Below are 20,488 nucleotides of genomic sequence, written 5' to 3'. Positions count from 1 at the left end.
CGCCGCGAGATACCTTGTGCGAAGCGATCATTCAGAGTTGGAGTACCTTCTCGACTATGGAGGTATTGCTGCACCAGATCGACGCGTTCGCCGACGCACCGTTCTCGGGCAACCCGGCCGCGGTCATGCCGCTGCCGGTCTGGTTGCCGGACGAGCTGTTGCACCATCTGGCCGAGGAGAACAACCTCGCCGAAACCGCCTTCTACACCTCGCAATTACCCGTCGAGGCGGGCGGTCCACCTGGGGAGTGGCCCGCCGTGCACCTGCGCTGGTTCACCCCCACCAGGGAGGTCGATATGTGCGGCCACGCCACCATGGCGACGGCCGCGCAGATTCTGGAGGACATCCATCCCGGCGAGGACCGGGTGAGCTTTTTCACCCGCAGCGGCTGGCTACACGTCGACCGCACCGATGACGACGAATACGTACTCGACCTGCCCGCGCTGGAATCCGAGGAGATCACACCCGATCCCGTGCTGGCCGATGCGCTCGGCGTGCGCGCGGTGCGCGCCTACACCGGATTCGACGAGGTGATCGTGGTGGGTTCCGAACGCGAGGTGCGCGAGGCGCGGCCGAATTACGCGGCGTTCCCACCGCTGGCCTTCGATGCGGTGATCACCGCGCCCGGCGATACCGTGGACTTCGTCTCCCGGGTCTTCGGTCCGGATCTCGGCGTGGCCGAGGATCCGGTCACCGGATCGGCGCACGCACAGCTGGTTCCGCTGTGGAGCCGCGAATTCGGCCGGACCGAACTCAGCGCCCGTCAGCTGTCGCGGCGCGGCGGCAGGCTGCGCTGTGAACTCGCGGGCGATCGGGTACTGCTCATCGGCCGCTGCCGCCGGTACCTGGACGGTGTTGTGACACTGCCGGATTGACCAGGTCGGTCGCGACCTTCGGGTCCTTTGCCCATCGTCGACCAGACCAGCAGATGAGGGCCGCGCAGAGTTACTGATCCGGCACGGGTCCGTCATCGGTGCCAGGCAGCGCGATGCCCTCGTACTCCGGCAGTAGCGGCACTATGGCGAAACTGGTGGCGACCGCGTCGGCGGGCAGCGCCTGTACGGCACGGATACCGTTCTGAGCCGCGAGATTTCGGAGTTCGGGCAGCGATCCCCGGACCACGAGACCGACGGTGCATGCGCACCCGGAGCGCAACCGAGCCGCCGATACCGTATTGATGCGGTCGATGCGTTCGTCGGGCGCGTGCTGTGCCAGTAGTTGCCAGGCGGCATTGTCGGCGGACGCCACGGCTACCGCGTTTCCGGCGGGCAATTGCACGGTGACGATCGGGGTATTCACCCGCGGGATCGACACATGGTGGCTGGCCGCGGCGATGCGCAGGCCGCCGCTATGTGCCGGAATCTGTTCTGGGGTAACGGGTTCGGTGAACGAGACCAGCGCCCAGTGCTCCGCCGCGTCCGTACTGGAAAGCGAATCCTGAGCCCGCGCAAGATAATCCGCGACATGCTCACCCCGTTCCGGGCCGAGTCGATCGGTCGAAATGCCGGACGGTCGTGGCGGATCGAGCACACCGAGCACCACGATCAGCACCACGAAACCGACGGCCCCGCCTGCAATGGCGATGCGGCGCAATGTTTCAGGCATTGCGCAACACGTCGAGAGCGTGCTTCAGGTCGTCCGGATACTCGCTGGTGATCTCCATATACCGGCCATCGGCCGGGTGGGTGAACCCCAGCGAACGCGCATGCAGCCACTGCCGCTCGAGCCCCAGCCGTTCCGCCAGCCGCGGATCCGCACCATAGGTGAGATCACCACAACATGGGTGCCGGATCGCGGAGAAGTGCACCCGGATCTGGTGGGTGCGCCCGGTTTCCAGATGAATATCGAGCAGGCTGGCCGCCTGGAACGCCTCGACGGTGTCGTAGTGGGTAATGCTCGGTCGCCCGTCCGCGGTGACCGCGAACTTCCAGGCATCGCCGCGGGCCCGGCCGATCGGCGCATCGATGGTGCCGCTGCTCGGATCCGGATGTCCCTGTACCAGCGCGTGATAGCGCTTATCGATGGTGCGCTGCTTGAATGCCCGCTTGAGCACGGTGTAGGCGTGTTCGGACTGCGCGACGACCATCACTCCGGAGGTGCCGACATCGAGCCGGTGGACAATGCCCTGCCGCTCGTGCGCGCCCGAGGTCGAGATGCGATAGCCCGCCGCGGCCAGCCCGCCGATCACCGTCGGCCCGGTCCACCCGACACCGGTGTGCGCCGCGACGCCGACCGGCTTGTCGACCGCGACGATGTCATCGTCGGCGTAGAGGATCTTCATACCCTCGACCGGCTCGGGCTCGATGGTGAGTTCCCGCTTCGGTTCCGGGAATTCGACCTCCAGCCAGGCCCCTGCCACCAGCCGATCGGATTTGCCCGCGGCGACGCCGTCGAGCTGCACCGAACCCTCTTCGGCCAGCGCGGCGACGGCGGTACGGGACAGCCCGAGCAGTCGGGACAGCCCGGCGTCGACGCGCATGCCGTCGAGTCCGTCGGGTACCGGCATGGTTCGGGTTTCCCTCATGCGTGTACCCCGCTGCGGCTCGGTTCCGCCATGAGCGAAGCTCGCTGTGACATGGTTCGCGCGCTCACGCCGCATTCCCCTTACTGCTGGCCGCACCATTGGCGCCGTTGTCCGAAGGCTCGTCCGGTTCCACGGCGGTTTCGGTGGCCGTCTCTTCGGTGTGATCGTGTCCGGCGCGCGTGCCATCGGGTTCGAAGCCGAAGACCGTCAGCACCACCAGCAGGATCGCACCGCACACTATCGAGGAGTCGGCCAGGTTGAATACCGGCCACCAGCCGACGGCGATGAAGTCCACCACATGCCCCTGCAGGGGTCCGGGCGCACGGAACAACCGGTCGACCAGATTGCCGAGCGCACCGCCGAGCACCATGCCGAGCCCGATCGCCCACCACAGCGAGCGCAGCGTGCGTCCGATCCGGATCACCCCGATCACCACGGCCGCCGCGACCAGAGTTAGCAGCCAGGTCATGCCGGTGGCCATCGAGAACGCCGCGCCTGGGTTGCGTACCAGCGACAACCGGGCGAAATCGCCGATGATCGGCACCGGATCGCCCGGGGTCAGCTCGGCCACGACAATGGTCTTGGTCAGCAGATCCAGGCCGAGCAATACCGCGGCGATGATCAGCAGCGTGCGTAGCCGCCGCGGTGCGGCGGGGTGGCCGGTATCGACGGTCGAGGCCGGAATTTCTGCGTCGTCGCCGGGGGGAACCGCGTTATCGGCGGAGTTGTCCTCGGGCGGCCGGTCGTCACTCACGCCGACCATCATCTCTCGAGTAACGATTCGCGCTACGCACGCGGTCACCTGCATGTCCCAGCTGACACTCAGGAAGCGGTCGTACTCTGATGCTCGTGACGGTGTTGTCTTCCTCCCACGTGCCCCGAATCGCGCGTTCGGGTGTGCTGCTGATGGTGCTCGCGGTCGGATTGTCCGCGTTCGGTGTCGGCTGCGGTGACGGTGCCGAGTCGCGCGTCGAGTCCGACAGCACCGAGCCGGTCGGCATCGGCAAGGAGGTGACCGTGCCGATTTCGGCCGCGGTCGCCACCGTCGTCTCTGCGGGTGACGAGCCGCGGTCGCTGCTGCGTCCCGATTATCCTGCGGGCACGGTGCAGCAGGTGACGCTGCGCACCGACCATCACATCGAGCAGCAGATCAATGATCAGCCGCCCAGTGATTTCTCCTCGCCCGCGCTGACGATTCCGATGACGGCGCAGACCGATAGTGACAGCGTCGAGCTGACTCTCGGCACCATTTCCAGCCCGGATCCGTCGCTGGCCAAAGCGCTCACCGCCGCAGATGGTTCGCACGCCGGATTCGATATGAGTGAACTCGGCGCGATCACCGCGCTGCGGCTTGCCCCGGCGCCGGATACTTCCAATACCGCTCGCGCGGCCTTGGAACAGGCCTTCTATCAAGCGGTCTACCGCTCGATCACATTTCCAGACCAACCGGTCGGTGAGGGTGCGGTGTGGACCGTGCGGCAGGAGGTCGACGGCGGTGTCGCACTCGATCAGGTGACCACCGCGACGCTGACCAAGCGCGAGGGCGACCGGTTGACCATTGAACTCGAGGTGAACCAGAAACCGAAGTCGCAGGTGTGGTCGCTGCCCAATAATGCGGGCAATCTCGATATCAAGGACTACATCATGCAGGGCTCGGGCACCATTACCGTCGATCTCGGTCTGCCACTGCCGGTCGCGGGCTCGATCACCGTCGGCGGACATCAGGCCTACCGCGATCCGCGCAGCGCGAGCATGCTGCAGCAGACGATCAATACGCAGGTCACCTGGAACGAATGAGTCCGTAGCTGTTTGCGCCGATCAGGCATGTCGTCCGCGGAGTGAGGAATAGGCTCGCACCTGTCCGACAAACGCCTCGATCGGAGGTAACTCATGTCCGATGTGAAACCGATCCCCGAGGGATATCCGGTGGTCTCGCCGGGGTTGGCAATCGATGGGGCCGCTGCCGCCATCGACTTCTACAAGAATATTTTCGGCGCATCGGAGCGGATGCGCATGCCGGGACCGGACGGCAAGATCGCGCACTGCGAACTCACCTTCGGCAATTCGCTCATCATGGTCGGCGATCCGGCTCCGGATATGGATTTCCTCGACCCGAAGACGGTCGGCGGCACGCCGGTGAATCTTTACGTCTATGTCGAAGACGCCGACGCTGCCTTCAGCGCCGCCCTCGCGGCCGGCGCCAAGGAACTCACCCCCATGACCACGCAGTTCTACGGCGATCGCAGTGGTGCGTTCGAGGATCCGTGGGGCCACCGGTGGACCGTGGCCACGCACGTCGAGGATGTGCCGCCGGATGAGATGGACCGGCGAATGGCCGAATTGTTCGGCGGGGCGTGAGGGTTGGTGCGATCCGCCACGCGGTAGGTGTGCCGCGCGGCGGGTGCTGCGCTGACTAACCCGGGACGATCGAGTCACCCTCGACGCGAACGGATTTCGGAACAAGTGGCTGGGTGGCCGGACCGTTGACAACCGAGCCGTCGAGACCGAATTTGCTACCGTGGCAGGCACAGTTGATGGTGCCGCCGGAAACAGTCGCGACCTTGCAACCCGCATGCGTGCAGGCCGAGGACAGGCCGACGAAGGATCCGGCCTTCGGCTGCGTCACCACCACATCGCCCTTGATCACTCCGCCGCCGACCGGCACCTCCGCGGTCGAGGCGATGGCATTGGGCTGTCCGGCTGCCACATTCGGGCCGGTAGGTCCGGCGGCCTTGGCTGGTTCGGCCGCGGGGGCGTCGGTGGTGCACGCGGTAAGTGCCGCCATGACGGCTGCCGCGCCTGCTCCTGCGACTACCACGCGGCGGCGGTCGAGGACGAAATCATCATTGGTCATAGCGGACTCCGATCAGAAGGGGATGCCGTTGAATCCCGGCGCGGCCACCGGCGCCGCAGTTCGATCTGTCTACGTGGCAGACCGGCGAGCGGTTCAACACCCACCCCGCAGTAGAAGGTCCAGCGGCGTGTCTCGCGGCGTGTCCGATTCGTGCCGATCAACGACAGCTGGATCGCCGCTACGGCGATGGCATACGACATTGCGATCGTGCCCCGGAACGGGGACTACGACGCCATCTCGATCGTCGGGTTATCGAGCTCTGAGGTGGAGCGGCGGACCCGGTCCCCCTCATCATCGTGGTGGCCGGGTCCGCCGTGGGGCGGCGCCTATCCGCGGGCGATGGCCTCGAAGACCTTCGGATCGACGAGGGTCGACGTATCGCCGAGTTCTCGACCCTCTGCGACATCGCGGAGCAGGCGGCGCATGATCTTGCCGCTGCGGGTTTTCGGGAGTTCCGGGACGATATGGATCTCCCTCGGGCGGGCGATTGGGCTGATCTCCTGGGAGACAGCGGCTTTCAGCTCACCGATCAGCGCAGCGCCGGAGTCGTGCGCGCCCGCGGTGAGAATAACGAAGGCGACGATGGCCTGTCCGGTGGTCGCGTCGTTCGCACCGACCACTGCGGCCTCCGCGACCGACGCATGTCCGACGAGTGCGGATTCGACCTCGGCGGTGGAGATCCGGTGACCGGAGACATTCATGACATCGTCGACACGGCCGAGCACCCAGAGGTCGCCGTCGTCGTCGAGCTTGGCTCCGTCACCGGCGAAATACCAGCCGCGGTCGGCGAATCGGTCCCAGTAGGTCTCGCGGAACCGGTCCATATCACCCCAGATTCCGCGCAGCATGGACGGCCACGGTTGATCCAGCACGAGCAGTCCGGCGCGACCGTGCTCGAGTTCGGCTCCGTCGTCGTCGACGATCTTCGCGGAAATGCCGGGTAGCGGGGTCATGGCCGCACCCGGTTTGGCCGCAGTCACGCCCGGCAGGGGGGAGATCATGATGGCACCGGTCTCGGTCTGCCACCAGGTATCCACAATGGGAGTCTTATCGCCGCCCAATACGTCTCGGTACCAGCGCCAGGCTTCCGGGTTGATCGGTTCGCCGACGCTGCCGAGCAGCCGCAGCGAGGTCAGATCGTGCGCATCGGGAATCTCGCGACCCCACTTCATGAAGGTCCGCACCAGCGTGGGGGCGGTGTAATAGATGGTGACGCCGTACTTTTCGATGATGGCGAAATGCCGGTGCTCATCGGGGGAGTTGGGAGTGCCCTCGTAGACGACCTGGGTCGCGCGGTTGGCGAGCGGTCCGTAGACGATATAGCTGTGTCCGGTGACCCAACCGATATCGGCGGTGCACCAGTAAACGTCTTGTCCCGCTCGGTGATCGAAGACATTGTGGTGGGTGTAGGCCGCCTGGGTCAGATAGCCGCCGGTGGTGTGCAGGATGCCCTTGGGTTTTCCGGTGGTGCCGGAGGTGTAAAGGATGAACAGCGGATGCTCGGCGTCGAAGGCCTGCGCCTGGTGATCCGGGGATGCGTCGGTGACCGTGTCGTGCCACCACAGATCACGGCCCTCGGTCCACGGCACCTCGATATTGGTGCGCCGCACCACGAGTACGTGCTCAACGGTGTGCTTGCCATCGGCCAGCGCCTCGTCGACGGCGGCCTTCAGCGGTGCGGCGGTACCGCGCCGCCACTGCCCGTCGGTGGTGATCACCAAGCGGGCCCCGGCGTCATCGACCCGCTGGCGCAGGGCGGTCGGCGAGAATCCGGCGAATACCACCGAATGGGTGAGCCCGAGCCGGGCGCAGGCCAGCATGGCGACGATCGCCTCCGGCACCATCGGCATATAGATGGCGACCCGATCGCCGGTCCGCAGCCCGAGTTCGGTGAAATAATTTGCCGCCCTTGATACTTCGGCGAGCAACTCGGCGTAGGTGATTACCCGAGAGTCACCCGGCTCGCCTTCCCAATGGATGGCCACCTGCTCGCCGTACCCGTCGAGCACGTGCCGGTCCACGCAGTTGTAGGCGACATTGAGTTTGCCGTCGACGAACCATCTCGCGACCGGTGCGTCGCTCCAGTCGAGGATCTGCGTCCACGGCCGATGCCAGTGCAACCGCCGAGCCTGTTCGGCCCAGAACTCCAGCCGATCGGCGGCGGCGCGATCGTACAGTGCCGCACCGGCATTGGCGCTAGCGGCGAATGCCGCATCCGGCGGGTAGGTGGTCGGGTCGGTGGTTGCGCTGGTCAACGTCGATCTTTCCTCTCGAAACAATCAGGGCCGCAAGGTGGATTCGGTCAGTGCACGACCGCCTTCTCCGCGCCGACACCGGTGAGCGAACGAACCTCCATCTCGGCCTGCTTCGCTGGATCCTCCGACGTACGCCCGCCGAGGAAGGTGCCGACCACGCCGAGTACGAAAGCCAATGGGATGGAGACGATTCCCGGATTCGACAGCGGGAACCAATCGAAATCCGAGCCGGGAATCATCGAGGTCTTCGTCCCGGATACCGCGGGGGAGAACACGATCAGCACAATGGTCGAGATCAGGCCGCCGTACATGCTGAATAGGGCGCCGGTGGTGTTGAACCGCTTCCAGAACAGCGAGTACACGATGGTCGGCAGATTCGCCGCGGCCGCGACGGCGAAGGCCAGCGCCACCAGGAAGGCGATGTTCTGACCGTTGGCCAGGATGCCGAGCCCAATGGCCAGCGCACCGATCACCACCGCGGTGATCCGGGAAATCCTGACCTGCTTGTTCTCGTCGACCTGCCCCTTCTTGATCACGCTGGCGTAGATATCGTGCGCGAACGATGCCGATGCGGTGATGGTCAGACCCGCGACTACCGCGAGGATGGTGGCGAAGGCGACCGCGGAAATAACGCCGAGCAGGATGACGCCACCGAGTTCGAAGGCCAGCAGCGGCGCCGCCGAATTCTGCCCGCCTGCCGCGGCCAGAATGCGATCTGGCCCGACAATGGCGGCCGCGCCGTAACCGAGTACCAGGGTGAACAGGTAGAACGCGCCGATCAGGCCGATCGCCCAAACCACTGAGCGCCGCGCCTCTTTCGCGGTCGGCACGGTGTAGAAGCGCATCAGCACATGCGGCAGACCCGCGGTGCCGAGCACCAGCGCCAGTCCGAGCGAGACGAAGTTCAGCTTGGAGGTCGCGCTGCCGCCGTACTGGGCGCCGGGGGCGAGCACGTCACGGGCGGCGACTCCCTTGGACTTCGAGCCGTGCACCGCGTCCTGTGCCGAGCCGAGAATGTCGGAGAAGTTGAAACCGAACTTGGCGAACACCATTACCGTCATCAGCGCCGCGCCGGTAATGAGCAGCACCGCCTTGATGATCTGCACCCATGTGGTGCCCTTCATGCCACCGACCAGCACGTACACGATCATCAGCACACCAACGACGGCAATGACGATGCTCTGTCCGGTTTTATCGGAGATATCGAGCAGCAGTGCGACCAGACCGCCCGCGCCCGCCATCTGCGCCAGCAGATAGAACAGCGACACCGCGAGCGTGGTCAGTGCGGCGGCGGTGCGGACCGGGCCTTGCTTGAGTCGGAAGCTCAGTACATCGGCCATGGTGAATTTGCCGGTGTTCCTGAGCATTTCGGCGACCAGCAGAAGTGCGACCAACCAGGCCACCAGAAAGCCGATCGAGTACAGGAACCCGTCGTAGCCGTATACCGCGATGGCACCCGCGATGCCGAGAAAGCTTGCGGCGGAAAGGTAATCACCCGCGATGGCAATGCCGTTCTGCGGGCCGGAGAAGCCGCGGCCGCCGGTGAAGTAGTCGGCGGCGGTGCGGTTATTGCGGCTGGCCCGGATCACCACGATCATCGTGATCGCCACGAACAGGCCGAAAATGGCGATATTCGCGGCGGGATTGCCGACGGTCTCGGCGGCCGACAGATATTGCGTTCTCACGCCTGGTCTCCCTCGAGGTAGTTGCGGATCGACGCGGCGCGCGGGTCGAGTTCCTTATTGGCGAACCGGACATACAGCCAGGTGATCAGGAACGTCGAGACGAATTGCCCGAGGCCGAGCAGCAGGCCGAGGTTGATAACGCCGATGACCTTGGTGGCCATGAAGTCGTGCGCGTAGGCGCCGAGCAGCACATAGCTCAGGTACCAGACCAGGAACAGTGCGGTCATCGGAAAGATGAAGCGGCGCAACCGGCTTCGCAATTCCTGGAACTGGGGACTCGACTGGACGGCGGCGAAATCCTGCGCCGTCGGCGTGCGCCGCGGCGGCGTGCCGTCTTTGTCGAGGTCGATACTGGTCATCGCGGGGTCCTAGCGTGTGACGTGGCTTACTATCCGCCGACCATAAGGGGAGACGCGTGAGCGATTCATGATGTGGCGTGGATCACTCTGTGAAGGCGTCGGTTTGTGCGGTGAACGGTCGGCTGACCGCGACGAACGGTCAGCGGCTCAGCCCGATGGCGCGCTCTCGGTCCGCGCCCATACCGAGCCGTTCGGGGGCGTGCATCCGGACGAAAATGCGTCCAACCGTGCGGGCGCTCTGACCGCGCGTCAGCACGCTGACCAGGATCATCGCTGCGAATGCCAGCGGTACGCTGAGCGCCGCGGGATAGCTGAGGACCGCCGCCAGCCAACCGTTCGCCAGTTCGTCGGAGATGCCGCCGGTCACCGAAACCGCCGTCGCGCCACCCGCTGCCAGACCACCCGCGATCAGTCCGGTGGCCGCGCCCTTGGCCGTCAGACCACGCCACCAGACACCGAGTACCAGCAGCGGACACAGCGTCGAGGCCGCCACCGAAAAGGCGAGCGCGACAGTGCGGGACAAATCCAGCGACACCACCATGATCGAAACACCAAGGGGCACAGCACCAGCGAATACCGCGGCAGCCCGGAAATCGCGAATCCGACCGCGCAGCATATCCGTACTCAGCACCCCCGCGATGCTGACCAGCAGTCCGGACGAAGTGGAAAGGAACGCCGCGATCGCACCCGCCGCGGCCAGTGCCGCCAGCAGTTGTCCCGGCAGGCCAGCCAGCACTGATCCGGGCAGCAACACGACCGCGGCATCGGAGGTTCCGGTGATCAGCAGCTGCGGCACATACAGCCGCGCGAAAACCCCCAGCAGAATGGGGAAGAGGTAGAACGCACCTACCAGGCCGATCACCGCGAGCGCGGTGGTACGCGCCGCGCGTCCATCGGGATTCGTATAGAACCGCACGAGCACGTGTGGTAGTCCCATCGTGCCCAGGAACGTGGCGATGATCAGCGAATACACCTGGTAGGTCGGGTGGGTGCCGCCGAATCCGCCGCCGGGTGCCAGCCAGGCAGCACCGTCGGTCGGCGCACCGGCCACCACCGGTACGGCCGAGCCCGGCTCGAGGGTCAGTTCGGTGCCCGCCGCCAATTCGTGTGTGCCGGGGGTGAGCGGGGCCGGGCCGTCCACCTGGCGACCGTCGAGCGTCCCGGTGATCGAAACCTGTTGCGGCGCACCGACGCGCACTACCACCGCGGTGCTGACATCAACGGTGGTGCGTTCGGTGACCATCGGAGGAGCGGGTGTGCCGAGTGCGCGATCCTCGGCCAGGAAATGTCCGAGCAGCACCATCGCCGGGAGCGCCACCGCGGTCAGTTTCAGCCAATACTGGAAGGCCTGGACCAGCGTGATCGATCGCATGCCGCCACCGGCCACATTCGCGATGATGATCGCGCCCACCGCCACCGCGCCGACCCATTTCGGCACATTCAGCAAGATGTGCAGCGTGAGCCCGGCCCCCTGGAACTGCGGAATGAGATACACCCCGCAGATCAGCACCACCACGACCGCTGCCAGCCTGCGCAGCCGCAGCGAGCCGAGCCGGAACTCCGCGAAATCGGGCACCGTATACGCGCCCGACCTGCGCAGTGGTGCGGCCACGAACAGCAGTAGTCCAAGATATCCGGCGGTGAACCCGACCGGATACCAGAGCGCGTCCGCACCGTATTTCGCGATCAGTCCCGCGACACCGAGAAAGGAAGCGGCCGAGAGGTATTCGCCGGAGATCGCGGCCGCATTCCAGCGTGGCCCCACGCTGCGTGATGCGACCAGGAAGTCGGAGGTAGTACGCGCCAAACGGACACCGTAAACGCCGATCGCGACGGTGGCGAGAGCGGCGAACAGCAATGCGAAAAGGGTGAGCGCGGGAGCCGTCGCCATGTTCACGACACGTCTCGATCCGTTCCGGTATCCGGTAGGCACAGTCCGGGCGCAGCATCGGGTTGTGCAGCGCCACAACCGCTTTCGGCGCTGTCGCCCGAACTACTCCCAGGACGACCGGACGCGGTGCGTACATACCCGGCTGAGCGCGGGTGAGTTGGACGTGCTGCGCGGGGCATCTGTCAGTCCTCGGCCAAATCCAGGAAGTCGTGCTCATTGCGCTCGGCGAGTCGGACATACAGCCGCCCGACGCCGTACAGCACCGGATATACCGCAATACCGAGTGCCAACCATGGCAGCCGCACCCCGAGCAAAACGAACGATCCCACCGACCCGAGCCGGAAAAGTACTGGGACCGAACATAATACGAGCACCGTGACCAACCCGACCCGCACCGCCAGCCCCAACTGCGCCCGAATCAGACCGCTGATCAGCGCCTCGCCGATCTCGGTCTGCTCGACCACCTCCGTGCGGGTCCGCACGCGTCGTGCGCCACGGCGCTCGGCGAGCACAACGCGCTGTCTGGTCGGACGCTGCGGAGTGGTCACGGATTCGTCCACTGCTGTCGTGGCCCGTGTACGAGCCGCTGCTTCAACTCCCGCACCTGTCGACGGCTGACCGGCAACTCCACCGCCGCGGCATTGCCGTCGGCCCGCAGCCGGACCACCGTCGCGGTGCCGACCGTGCGCAGCCCGGTCACCAACCGCAGCGCCACCAGATAAGACCGGTGCACCCGCAGGAATCCCGCATTCTCCCACCGGGATTCCAACGCCGATAATGGAATCCGCACCAGATGCGAGCCGCCGCTGGTGTGCAGTCGGGCGTAATCGCCCTCCGCCTCCACCCAGCTCACGCTCGACCGGTGTACCAGCGTGGTGACCCCACCGAGCTCGACCGGAATCACCTCATTGGGATCGGTGCGCGGTGCCGCGACGGCAGGGGCCGGTGTGGTGCGTGACGTGACGATCCGCCGCACCGCCTCCGCCAATCGCGCCTCGCGCAGTGGTTTGAGCAGATAGTCCACCGCACCCAGATCGAAGGCCGCGATCGCCTGGTCATCGTGGGCGGTCACGAATACCACAGCGGGCGGGTTCGCGAACTCGGACAGGATGCCAGCCAGTTCCATCCCGTCCAGCCCGGGCATGTTGATATCGAGGAAGACCGCGTCGATGGGATGCGCCCGCATCAGCCGCAGTGCGCTGGTCGCATCGTTCGCTGCGTGGATTTCACCGACCCCCGGCTGGGCGCGCAGCAAATACACCAGCTCGTCCAGAGCGGGTTTCTCGTCGTCCACAGCGAGCACGCGCAGTGCGGCGGCGGACTGGTCGGTGGTCCGGGTCACAGTCGTTCCATGGTAAGCGGAGCCCCTGCGCGGTCGGCCGGGATACCTGGACCAGGGCTGAATCGGGACTGAATCCACGCGCTTGTTTGTCAGCGCAGACGTGAAATCGCGCAGTCGTAGCGACGAGCATTCGTGTGCCGTGCCAAGTGACCTGTCGTCAGGCCTGGATGCCCGCGCGGAATTTCGGCACGCGGAGGCTGACCTTGGTGCCCGCACCAGGGGCGGTCTCCACGATCAAACCGTAGTCATTGCCGAAGGCGGCACGTAAGCGGTCGTCGACGTTGGCCAGGCCCACATGGGCGGCTTCGCCCGAGCCCGCCGGGCCGGTTCCGGTTTCGATGGCGTCGAGGGCACCGGAGCGCAATAGATCCGGATCCATTCCGATGCCATCGTCCTCGACGCTGATCACGCAGTCGGTACCGGCGTCGGCCGCGACAATGGTCACCGTGCCGCCGCGCGTCGCCCCGGCCAAACCGTGCCGAACCGCGTTCTCCACCAAGGGTTGCAGCGCCAGGAATGGCAGTACGACGCCGAGTACCTCCGGTGCGATCTGCAACCGCACCTGCAACGCATCGCCGAACCGGGCGCGCTCCAGCGCCAGATACCGCTCGATATTGCGCAGTTCGTCCGAGAGCACCGTGAATTCGCCCGCGGCACGGAAGGAATATCGGGTGAAGTCGGCGAACTCCAGGATCAGCTCGCGCGCCCGATCGGGATCGGTACGCACAAACGACGCGACCGTATTGAGCGCGTTGTAGATGAAATGCGGGCTGATCTGGGCCCGCAACGCGCGCACCTCGGCCCGATCGAGTCGGGCGCGCGAGGCGTCCAATTCCGCCAATTCCAGCTGCCCGCAGGCATATCGCGCCACCTCGGCGACCGCCCCCAAGCGGCCTGGTTCCGGCTTTGCGGTGGTTACCACCCCCAAAGCCCCTGCCACCCCAGCATTTTCGATGAGCAGCGGCTGCGCGATCAGCGTCCGCCCGGCATGTTCACTGCGACCCGGTCCTGACACCAGCACCGGCCGCTCGGTCGCCACCGCCCGCCTGGCCGCATCGGCGAAGGGCTCGGCCAGATCCGAATGGGGCCCGTCCCACGCCAGCAATGTGCCGTCCGCATCGGCCACCCCCAACGCGTCGGCTCCGGTGAGTATCCGAAGATGCGGTGCGGCCTCCTGGGCGGAGCGATCGTTGAGCCCTTGGCGCAACGGGCGCGCGGCCAGCGATGCGGTGTGCAGCGCGGAGTAGACCGCCCGCTCGGCCGGTGTGGTCACCACCCTGCGCGTCCGAGACCACACCAGTAGGGCGCCGACGATCAGCACGCCTGCCACACCGACCGCGACAACGGCGGTGGTCACAGCGCACCCGCTGTCCGGTTCTGCCGCTGCCATACCATCGCCCGATTATGGCGCTGTCCGTGGCGAGTGCGTGGTCGACCGCGCCGAGCTATGCGCGCCCTCCAGCCCGAACGGACGAACACCTGGCCATCTTGTCGGCATACAGTCGTGCCATGACCGCGGGCTATTCCGGAACCCCTCTGGCCAAGAAACTCGGCATCAAGTCCGGCCACCGAGTGGTACTCCTTCATGCCGCGCCGGGCTGGCGGATCCCGGACCTTCCGCCCGAAGTGGAAATCGCCGCCGATCAGCCGGATCGGGCCGAGGTGGTGCTCGCCTTCTACCGCACCCATGCCGAACTCGCCGACGAGGCACCGGATCTCGCCGCCGGACTGGCCAAGGGGGCCATGTTGTGGATCGCTTGGCCGCGCAAGGCGGGCGGGCACGTCAGCGATATCGCCGAGAACGATCTGCGTCAGTTGCTGCTCCCCATCGGCGTCGTGGATGTGAAGGTGGCGGCGCTCGACAACGATTGGTCCGGTTTGAAATTCGTCTGGCGCAAGCGCGCTTGATCGAGGGCTGGAGCGGCCCGCAGGGCACCCCGCTGTCGCGGAAAACGGACAGCGCCATAGAGTGGCTCGAGACGCGCCGGTGATCTTCACCACCGACACGCCGAACCCTCCTGGGCCGTCTCGTGACGGCGCGCGTGCCTCCCGAAATTTGTCACACCCACGTGCCTAGAATCGCTAGGCCAACCCCCGTCGAGACCTTGGGAGGAAGGACCGTCTTGGCCGCCTCGTCCGGATCGTTCGTTCACCTGCACAACCACACCGAGTACTCGATGCTCGATGGTGCGGCCAAAATCTCTCCGCTCTTCGCCGAGGCGAAACGGCTGGGAATGAACGCGGTCGGGATGACCGACCACGGCAATATGTACGGGGCGTCCGAGTTCTACAACTCCGCCAAGAAAGCCGATATCAAGCCGATCATCGGCATCGAGGCCTACATCGCACCGGGTTCCCGGTTCGACACCAAGCGCGTGCAGTGGGGCGATCCCAGCCAGAAGGGCGACGACGTCTCCGGTTCCGGCGCCTACACGCATATGACCATGGTCGCGGAGAACGCGACCGGTCTGCACAACCTGTTCAAGCTGTCCTCGCTCGCCTCACTGGAGGGGCAGCTCGGCAAGTGGGCGCGCATGGACGAGGAGATCATCGCCGAGCACGCCGCGGGCATCATCGCCACCACCGGCTGCCCCTCGGGTGAGGTGCAGACCCGGCTGCGCCTCGGCCACGACCGCGAGGCCCTGGAGGCCGCGGCCAAATGGCAGGAGATCTTCGGTCCGGACAATTTCTTCCTCGAGATCATGGACCACGGCCTGTCCATCGAGCGTCGGGTCCGCGAGGGTCTACTCGAGATCGGCAAAAAGCTCGGGATCCGGCCGCTGGCCACCAACGACTGCCACTACGTCACCAAGGATGCCTCGACCAACCACGAGGCGCTGCTGTGCATCCAGACCGGTAAAACCCTCAGCGACCCAACGCGTTTCAAGTTCGACGGTGACGGCTACTACCTGAAGTCCGCGGAGGAGATGCGGGCGATCTGGGATATGGAGGTGCCCGGCGCCTGCGATTCCACCCTGCTGATCGCCGAGCGGGTGCAGTCTTATGACGAGGTGTGGCAGCACCGCGACCGGATGCCGATCTTCCCGGTGCCCGACGGCCACGACCAGGCCAGCTGGCTGCGCCACGAGGTCGACCTCGGACTGCGGCGACGTTTCCCGGACGGCGCGCCCCAGGAATATCTGGACCGCGCCCAGTACGAGATCGGCGTCATCCTGGAGATGGGCTTCCCGGCCTACTTCCTCGTCGTCGGTGACCTGATCAACCACGCCCGCGAGGTCGGCATCCGCGTCGGCCCCGGCCGCGGTTCCGCGGCCGGTTCGCTGGTCGCCTACGCACTCGGTATCACCAATATCGATCCGATTCCGCACGGTCTGCTCTTCGAGCGCTTCCTCAATCCCGAGCGCGTATCGATGCCCGATATCGATATCGACTTCGACGATCGCCGCCGCGGTGAGATGGTCCGCTACGCGAGTGAGAAGTGGGGCACCGACCGGGTCGCGCAGGTCATCACCTTCGGCACCATCAAGACCAAGGCCGCCATCAAGGATTCGGCGCGCGTGCTGTTCGGTCAGCCCGGATTCGCCATCGCCGACCAGATCACCAAGGCGCTGCCGCCGCCGATCATGGCCAAGGACATCTCGGTATCCGGTATCACCGACCCGGAACACGAGCGGTACAAGGAGGCCGCCGAGGTTCGCGAGCTCATCGCGAACAATCCCGATGTCGCCAAGATCTACGAAACCGCGCGCGGTCTAGAGGGCCTGATCCGCAATGCGGGTGTGCACGCCTGTGCGGTCATCATGTCCTGTGATCCGCTCACCGACGCGATCCCGGTCTGGAAGCGGCCCCAGGACGGTGCGCTCATCACCGGCTGGGACTATCCGTCGTGTGAGGCCATCGGCCTGCTGAAGATGGACTTCCTCGGTCTGCGCAACCTGACCGTGATCGGCGACGCGCTGGAGAATATCCAGGCCAACCGCGGTATCGACCTGGATATGGACCGGTTGCCGCTCGACGATTCGCGCACCTACGAATTGCTTTCCCGCGGTGACACTCTCGGCGTTTTCCAGCTCGATGGTGGGCCCATGCGCGATCTGCTGCGCCGCATGCAGCCGACCGCGTTCGAGGACATCGTGGCCGTCGGCGCGCTGTATCGCCCCGGCCCGATGGGCATGAACGCGCACAACGACTACGCCGACCGCAAGAACAACCGGCAGGAAGTCAAGCCGATCCATCCGGAGTTGGAGGAGCCGCTCAAGGAGATCCTCGGCGAAACCTACGGCCTGATCGTCTACCAAGAGCAGATCATGCATGTCGCGCAGAAAGTGGCCGGGTACTCGCTCGGTCGAGCAGATATTCTGCGCCGCGCGATGGGTAAGAAGAAGGCCGAGGTGCTGGCCGCGGAGTTCGAGGGCTTCGAGGCGGGCATGCAGGCCAACGGATATTCCAAGGCGGCCATCAAGGCGCTGTGGGACACCATCCTTCCGTTCGCCGGATACGCGTTCAACAAATCGCACGCCGCCGCCTACGGTCTGATCTCCTACTGGACCGCATATCTCAAAGCGAACTATCCCGCCGAATATATGGCGGCCCTGCTCACCTCCGTCGGAGACGATAAGGACAAGGCCGCGGTCTACCTGTCGGATTGCCGCCGCCTCGGCATCACCGTGCTGCCGCCGGATGTCAACGAATCCGAGATGAATTTCGCCTCGGTGGGTAAGGACATCCGCTTCGGCCTGGGCGCGGTGCGCAATGTCGGCGCCAATGTCGTCAGTTCGATCATCCAGGCGCGCAAGGAGAAGTCGAAGTTCACCGATTTCTCGGACTACCTGAACAAGATCGACGCCATCGCCTGCACCAAGAAGGTGACCGAATCCCTTATCAAGGCAGGCGGATTCGATTCGCTCGGACATCCGCGCAAGGGTCTGCTGCTGGTGCACTCCGATGCCATCGATGCGGTGATGTCCACCAAGAAGGCGGAGGCGATCGGCCAATTCGACCTCTTCGGCGGGCTCGATGACGGCGACGAATCAGTGGCCTCCGTCTTCAATGTCAAGGTGCCCGATGACGAGTGGGAGACCAAGCACAAGCTGGCGCTCGAGCGGGAAATGCTCGGCCTGTACGTGTCCGGACATCCGCTCAACGGCGTCGAACATGTGCTTGCCGCACAGGCGGATACAGCGATTCCGGCCATTCTCGAAGGTGATATCAAGGACGGCACCCAGGTCACCATCGGCGGCATCCTCGCCTCGGTCAACCGCCGCATCAATAAGAACGGTCTGGCCTGGGCCTCGGCGCAGATCGAGGATTTGACCGGTGGTATCGAGGTCTTGTTCTTCCCGCAGGCCTATTCGGTGTACGGCGCGGATGTGGTCGAAGACGCGGTCGTACTGGTGAAGGCCAGGGTATCGGTACGTGATGACCGAATCTCCTTGATCGCCAACGATCTCGCCGTCCCCGACCTCTCCTCGATCGGTGTGGCCAAGCCGCTGGCGGTCGTCATGCCGACGCGTCTGTGCACACCGGACAAGATCGGCGAGCTCAAGCGCATCCTGTCCAGGCATCCGGGCACCGCGGACGTCCACGTCCGCCATGTGGGTGCGCGCGACAACACGTCACTGTGGAAATTGGATGACAGCCTGCGGGTTTCACCGTCCTCGGCCCTGATGGGCGACCTGAAGGCCCTGCTCGGGCCAGGCTGCCTCGCGGGCTGATGCAGTTCGTCTGAATCGATTGCGGCGGCTTCGCGCCCGTTTCGTGTGGCCGCCGCCCGCCTCGACGGTATCGTGACGGCCGCCAGCGGCCGCATATCGGAGAGCAGGCGTGTTTCGGCGCGAACTCGAGCGGATGCGAAACCGAGCGCGGGACGAGCAGTCCCTGGGACAGGGCGAAGCGCCCAACTGCCCGAACCCGCACGGGTTCGGGCAGTTGCGGCGACGGGAAGATTGGGCAGTCCGCGCGGTATTCACTGTCGGCCGGGACCGATCGAGAAGCGTTGTGATGGTGCGCATTCGGACCATGGGTCCGACGATGGCGCAATCCACCGGGCTGACCGTCTCGATCTGGTAGGCCCCGGCGGTGTAGCGCGGCCGCCCAACCCACGGCGGCCAGTGCCTCGACCGCGAGGACCACGCCGATGACGTTACGCGTTCAGACAGTAAGTTCTGACATTGCCCGATCCGCTGGGCCGACTGCGTCAGCGTGCTGGGCTCGGCGGTGTAGCGCGGCTGCCCAAGCGATGGTGGCCAGTGCCTCGACCGCGAGGACCACGTCGAGCCAGCCGATGACGTCCACTTGGAGCTACGCGTTCAGACAGTAAGTTCTGACATTGCCCGGTCCGCTGGGCCGACTGCGTCAACCTGCCGTGCCCGGCGGTGTAGCGCGGCCGCCCAAGCGACGGTGGCCAGTGCCGCGACGGCGAGGGCAGCGCCGATCCAGGCGACCGAGGGATAGCCGAGGCCGCCGCCGATGGCCAGGCCGCCGAGCCACGGGCCGACGGTGATGCCGACATTGAATGCGGAGAAGTTGACCGCGGTCGCGAGGGTTGGTGCCGCCCCGGCCAATGCGAATACTCGGGTGTTCAGTGCCGGATTCGTGGCGAATCCGAAGGCACCCAATAGGAATACGAGAATGAGGACCGGTGCGGGCATGGTCGCGGTCAGCGCCAGCACTGCCGAGATGATGATCAACCCGATCATGCCGATGGTCAGTACGCGGAAGGGATGGGCATCCGCGGCCCGTCCGCCGACCGTGATGCCGATCAGCGCGCCGATGCCGTACAGCGTGAGCACCAAGGGAATCCAGCTCTCCGCGATTGCGGTGGTGCGGGACAGGAGCGCGCCGAGGTAGGCGAAGCTCACCAATAGCGCGCCGGTCGAGAGTGCGGTGGTGCCGTAGGACAGCCAGAGGCGCGGATTGATCATGGTGCGTAGTTCGCGGCGCAGGTTCGGCACCTCGGCGGGACGTCCGCCGGGAATCTTCGCCGCTATCCCGGCCATGGCAAGCGCGGACAGGATGGCGACCGCCCAGAACGCGGCCCGCCAGCCCAGATGCTGGCCGATCACCGTCCCCGCCGGGAGCCCGACGATAGTGGCCACGGTCAGCCCGCCCGCGACAATACTCATTGCCCGACCGCGCGTGTTCTCCGCTACCAGACTCAGCGCCGTGGTCGCGGCGACCGCCCAGAATCCCGCGTAGACGAATGCGCCGATCACCCTTGTTCCGAAGAGCACCCAGTAGCCCGGGGTCAGCGCGGCCACCACATGCGCGGCGATGAACACCCCGAGGAAGGTCAGCAGTGCGGTGCGGCGTGGCCAGCGCAGGGTGATTACGGCCAGCGCTGGCGCGCCCACCAGCATGCCCAGTGCGAATGCCGAAATCAGTAGGCCCGCTTGCGGGATCGAGACGCCGAGGTCGGCGGCCATTTGGGTGAGCAGGCCGGAGAGCATCAGCTCCGAGGTGCCCTGGGCGAATATCGATAGCCCGAGTACGTAGACGGCGAGCGGCATGAGACCCTCTCTTGTTTTGGATTGATCAGTTCAAAATTGCGGCATGGAAATGCGGCGCTTGCGTCGGCGTGCTGGAAACATCGGGGTCCGTGCTATTGCCCCACGTTCG

17 protein-coding genes are annotated in these 20,488 nt (G+C 65.6%); 5 read left to right on the top strand and 12 right to left on the bottom strand.

The window, feature by feature from the left end:
* The first annotated feature begins 56 nt into the window (after positions 1–56).
* Positions 57–875, top strand: a complete 819-nt coding sequence (locus ACIBG0_RS37510; protein WP_397039588.1) for a PhzF family phenazine biosynthesis protein — start codon at positions 57–59, stop codon at positions 873–875.
* A 70-nt stretch (positions 876–945) separates the two neighbouring features.
* Here the strand turns inward: ACIBG0_RS37510 and ACIBG0_RS37505 are convergent, their stop codons facing one another.
* From ACIBG0_RS37505 to lspA, 3 genes are all read right to left on the bottom strand, one after another.
* Complete coding sequence (locus tag ACIBG0_RS37505; protein WP_397039585.1) at positions 946–1,605, bottom strand: hypothetical protein; 660 nt, start codon at positions 1,603–1,605, stop codon at positions 946–948.
* Positions 1,598–2,524 carry an RluA family pseudouridine synthase gene (locus ACIBG0_RS37500; protein ID WP_397039583.1) on the bottom strand — a complete coding sequence of 309 codons (927 nt, stop codon included), beginning with the start codon at positions 2,522–2,524 and terminating at the stop codon, positions 1,598–1,600. The genes ACIBG0_RS37505 and ACIBG0_RS37500 overlap by 8 nt, the downstream gene beginning before the upstream one ends.
* Before the next feature lie 64 nt (positions 2,525–2,588).
* Positions 2,589–3,290: a signal peptidase II gene (gene lspA, locus ACIBG0_RS37495; protein ID WP_397039580.1), complete on the bottom strand. Its 702-nt coding sequence runs from the start codon at positions 3,288–3,290 to the stop codon at positions 2,589–2,591.
* Between the two features lie 77 nt (positions 3,291–3,367).
* Here lspA and ACIBG0_RS37490 point away from each other — a divergent pair, with 77 nt between their 5' ends.
* Both ACIBG0_RS37490 and ACIBG0_RS37485 read left to right on the top strand, forming a co-directional pair.
* Positions 3,368–4,321, top strand: coding sequence for a hypothetical protein (locus ACIBG0_RS37490; protein WP_397039577.1), 954 nt, complete (start codon positions 3,368–3,370; stop codon positions 4,319–4,321).
* A gap of 93 nt (positions 4,322–4,414) precedes the next feature.
* Complete coding sequence (locus ACIBG0_RS37485; protein WP_357474891.1) at positions 4,415–4,882, top strand: VOC family protein; 468 nt, start codon at positions 4,415–4,417, stop codon at positions 4,880–4,882.
* A 55-nt stretch (positions 4,883–4,937) separates the two neighbouring features.
* Here the strand turns inward: ACIBG0_RS37485 and ACIBG0_RS37480 are convergent, their stop codons facing one another.
* From ACIBG0_RS37480 to ACIBG0_RS37445, 8 genes are all read right to left on the bottom strand, one after another.
* On the bottom strand, positions 4,938–5,378 hold the full coding sequence (locus ACIBG0_RS37480; protein WP_397039575.1) for a Rieske (2Fe-2S) protein: 441 nt from the start codon (positions 5,376–5,378) through the stop codon (positions 4,938–4,940).
* A 326-nt stretch (positions 5,379–5,704) separates the two neighbouring features.
* Positions 5,705–7,633 (bottom strand): acetate--CoA ligase, encoded by a 1,929-nt coding sequence (gene acs / locus ACIBG0_RS37475; protein ID WP_397039573.1) that lies wholly within the window; start codon positions 7,631–7,633, stop codon positions 5,705–5,707.
* A gap of 47 nt (positions 7,634–7,680) precedes the next feature.
* A complete protein-coding gene (locus tag ACIBG0_RS37470; RefSeq protein ID WP_397039570.1) occupies positions 7,681–9,318 on the bottom strand; it encodes a cation acetate symporter in 1,638 nt (545 codons plus the stop codon).
* Positions 9,315–9,677: a DUF485 domain-containing protein gene (locus ACIBG0_RS37465; RefSeq protein WP_397039567.1), complete on the bottom strand. Its 363-nt coding sequence runs from the start codon at positions 9,675–9,677 to the stop codon at positions 9,315–9,317. Before ACIBG0_RS37465 ends, ACIBG0_RS37470 begins: the two co-directional genes overlap by 4 nt.
* Before the next feature lie 139 nt (positions 9,678–9,816).
* A complete protein-coding gene (locus tag ACIBG0_RS37460; protein ID WP_397039601.1) occupies positions 9,817–11,568 on the bottom strand; it encodes a cation acetate symporter in 1,752 nt (583 codons plus the stop codon).
* A gap of 182 nt (positions 11,569–11,750) precedes the next feature.
* Positions 11,751–12,116 carry a hypothetical protein gene (locus ACIBG0_RS37455; RefSeq protein ID WP_397039565.1) on the bottom strand — a complete coding sequence of 122 codons (366 nt, stop codon included), beginning with the start codon at positions 12,114–12,116 and terminating at the stop codon, positions 11,751–11,753.
* Positions 12,113–12,910, bottom strand: coding sequence for a LytR/AlgR family response regulator transcription factor (locus tag ACIBG0_RS37450; protein ID WP_397039562.1), 798 nt, complete (start codon positions 12,908–12,910; stop codon positions 12,113–12,115). Before ACIBG0_RS37450 ends, ACIBG0_RS37455 begins: the two co-directional genes overlap by 4 nt.
* A gap of 157 nt (positions 12,911–13,067) precedes the next feature.
* Positions 13,068–14,267, bottom strand: coding sequence for a histidine kinase (locus ACIBG0_RS37445; protein ID WP_397039559.1), 1,200 nt, complete (start codon positions 14,265–14,267; stop codon positions 13,068–13,070).
* Between the two features lie 152 nt (positions 14,268–14,419).
* Here ACIBG0_RS37445 and ACIBG0_RS37440 point away from each other — a divergent pair, with 152 nt between their 5' ends.
* Positions 14,420–14,818: a DUF3052 domain-containing protein gene (locus ACIBG0_RS37440; protein ID WP_397039557.1), complete on the top strand. Its 399-nt coding sequence runs from the start codon at positions 14,420–14,422 to the stop codon at positions 14,816–14,818.
* Positions 14,819–15,033: 215 nt separating this feature from the next.
* The gene (gene dnaE, locus ACIBG0_RS37435) at positions 15,034–18,585 is read left to right on the top strand and encodes a DNA polymerase III subunit alpha (protein ID WP_397039555.1); all 3,552 of its coding nucleotides are present in this window, start codon (positions 15,034–15,036) and stop codon (positions 18,583–18,585) included.
* A gap of 594 nt (positions 18,586–19,179) precedes the next feature.
* Here dnaE and ACIBG0_RS37430 read toward each other — a convergent pair.
* Entirely contained in the window at positions 19,180–20,379 is a 1,200-nt protein-coding gene (locus ACIBG0_RS37430) for a Cmx/CmrA family chloramphenicol efflux MFS transporter (RefSeq protein ID WP_397039553.1), read from the bottom strand.
* Positions 20,380–20,488 lie beyond the last annotated feature (109 nt).

Origin of the sequence: Nocardia sp. NPDC050630 (assembly GCF_044457245.1) — a bacterium.
Classification (GTDB): Bacteria; Actinomycetota; Actinomycetes; order Mycobacteriales; family Mycobacteriaceae; genus Nocardia.
The sequence above is the reverse complement of the archived record's forward strand: the minus strand, read 5'-3'. Positions and strand labels throughout refer to the sequence as shown.

What these genes read in the sequence shown, in the direction of transcription:
- ACIBG0_RS37480 (WP_397039575.1), bottom strand. Translation starts at nt 5,378, where the DNA reads ATGACCAATGATGATTTCGTCCTCGACCGCCGCCGCGTGGTAGTCGCA.
- ACIBG0_RS37505 (WP_397039585.1), bottom strand. Translation starts at nt 1,605, where the DNA reads ATGCCTGAAACATTGCGCCGCATCGCCATTGCAGGCGGGGCCGTCGGT.
- ACIBG0_RS37440 (WP_397039557.1), top strand. Translation starts at nt 14,420, where the DNA reads ATGACCGCGGGCTATTCCGGAACCCCTCTGGCCAAGAAACTCGGCATC.
- ACIBG0_RS37430 (WP_397039553.1), bottom strand. Translation starts at nt 20,379, where the DNA reads ATGCCGCTCGCCGTCTACGTACTCGGGCTATCGATATTCGCCCAGGGC.
- ACIBG0_RS37460 (WP_397039601.1), bottom strand. Translation starts at nt 11,568, where the DNA reads ATGGCGACGGCTCCCGCGCTCACCCTTTTCGCATTGCTGTTCGCCGCT.
- ACIBG0_RS37465 (WP_397039567.1), bottom strand. Translation starts at nt 9,677, where the DNA reads ATGACCAGTATCGACCTCGACAAAGACGGCACGCCGCCGCGGCGCACG.
- ACIBG0_RS37490 (WP_397039577.1), top strand. Translation starts at nt 3,368, where the DNA reads ATGCTCGTGACGGTGTTGTCTTCCTCCCACGTGCCCCGAATCGCGCGT.
- ACIBG0_RS37500 (WP_397039583.1), bottom strand. Translation starts at nt 2,524, where the DNA reads ATGAGGGAAACCCGAACCATGCCGGTACCCGACGGACTCGACGGCATG.
- ACIBG0_RS37485 (WP_357474891.1), top strand. Translation starts at nt 4,415, where the DNA reads ATGTCCGATGTGAAACCGATCCCCGAGGGATATCCGGTGGTCTCGCCG.
- ACIBG0_RS37510 (WP_397039588.1), top strand. Translation starts at nt 57, where the DNA reads ATGGAGGTATTGCTGCACCAGATCGACGCGTTCGCCGACGCACCGTTC.
- lspA (WP_397039580.1), bottom strand. Translation starts at nt 3,290, where the DNA reads ATGATGGTCGGCGTGAGTGACGACCGGCCGCCCGAGGACAACTCCGCC.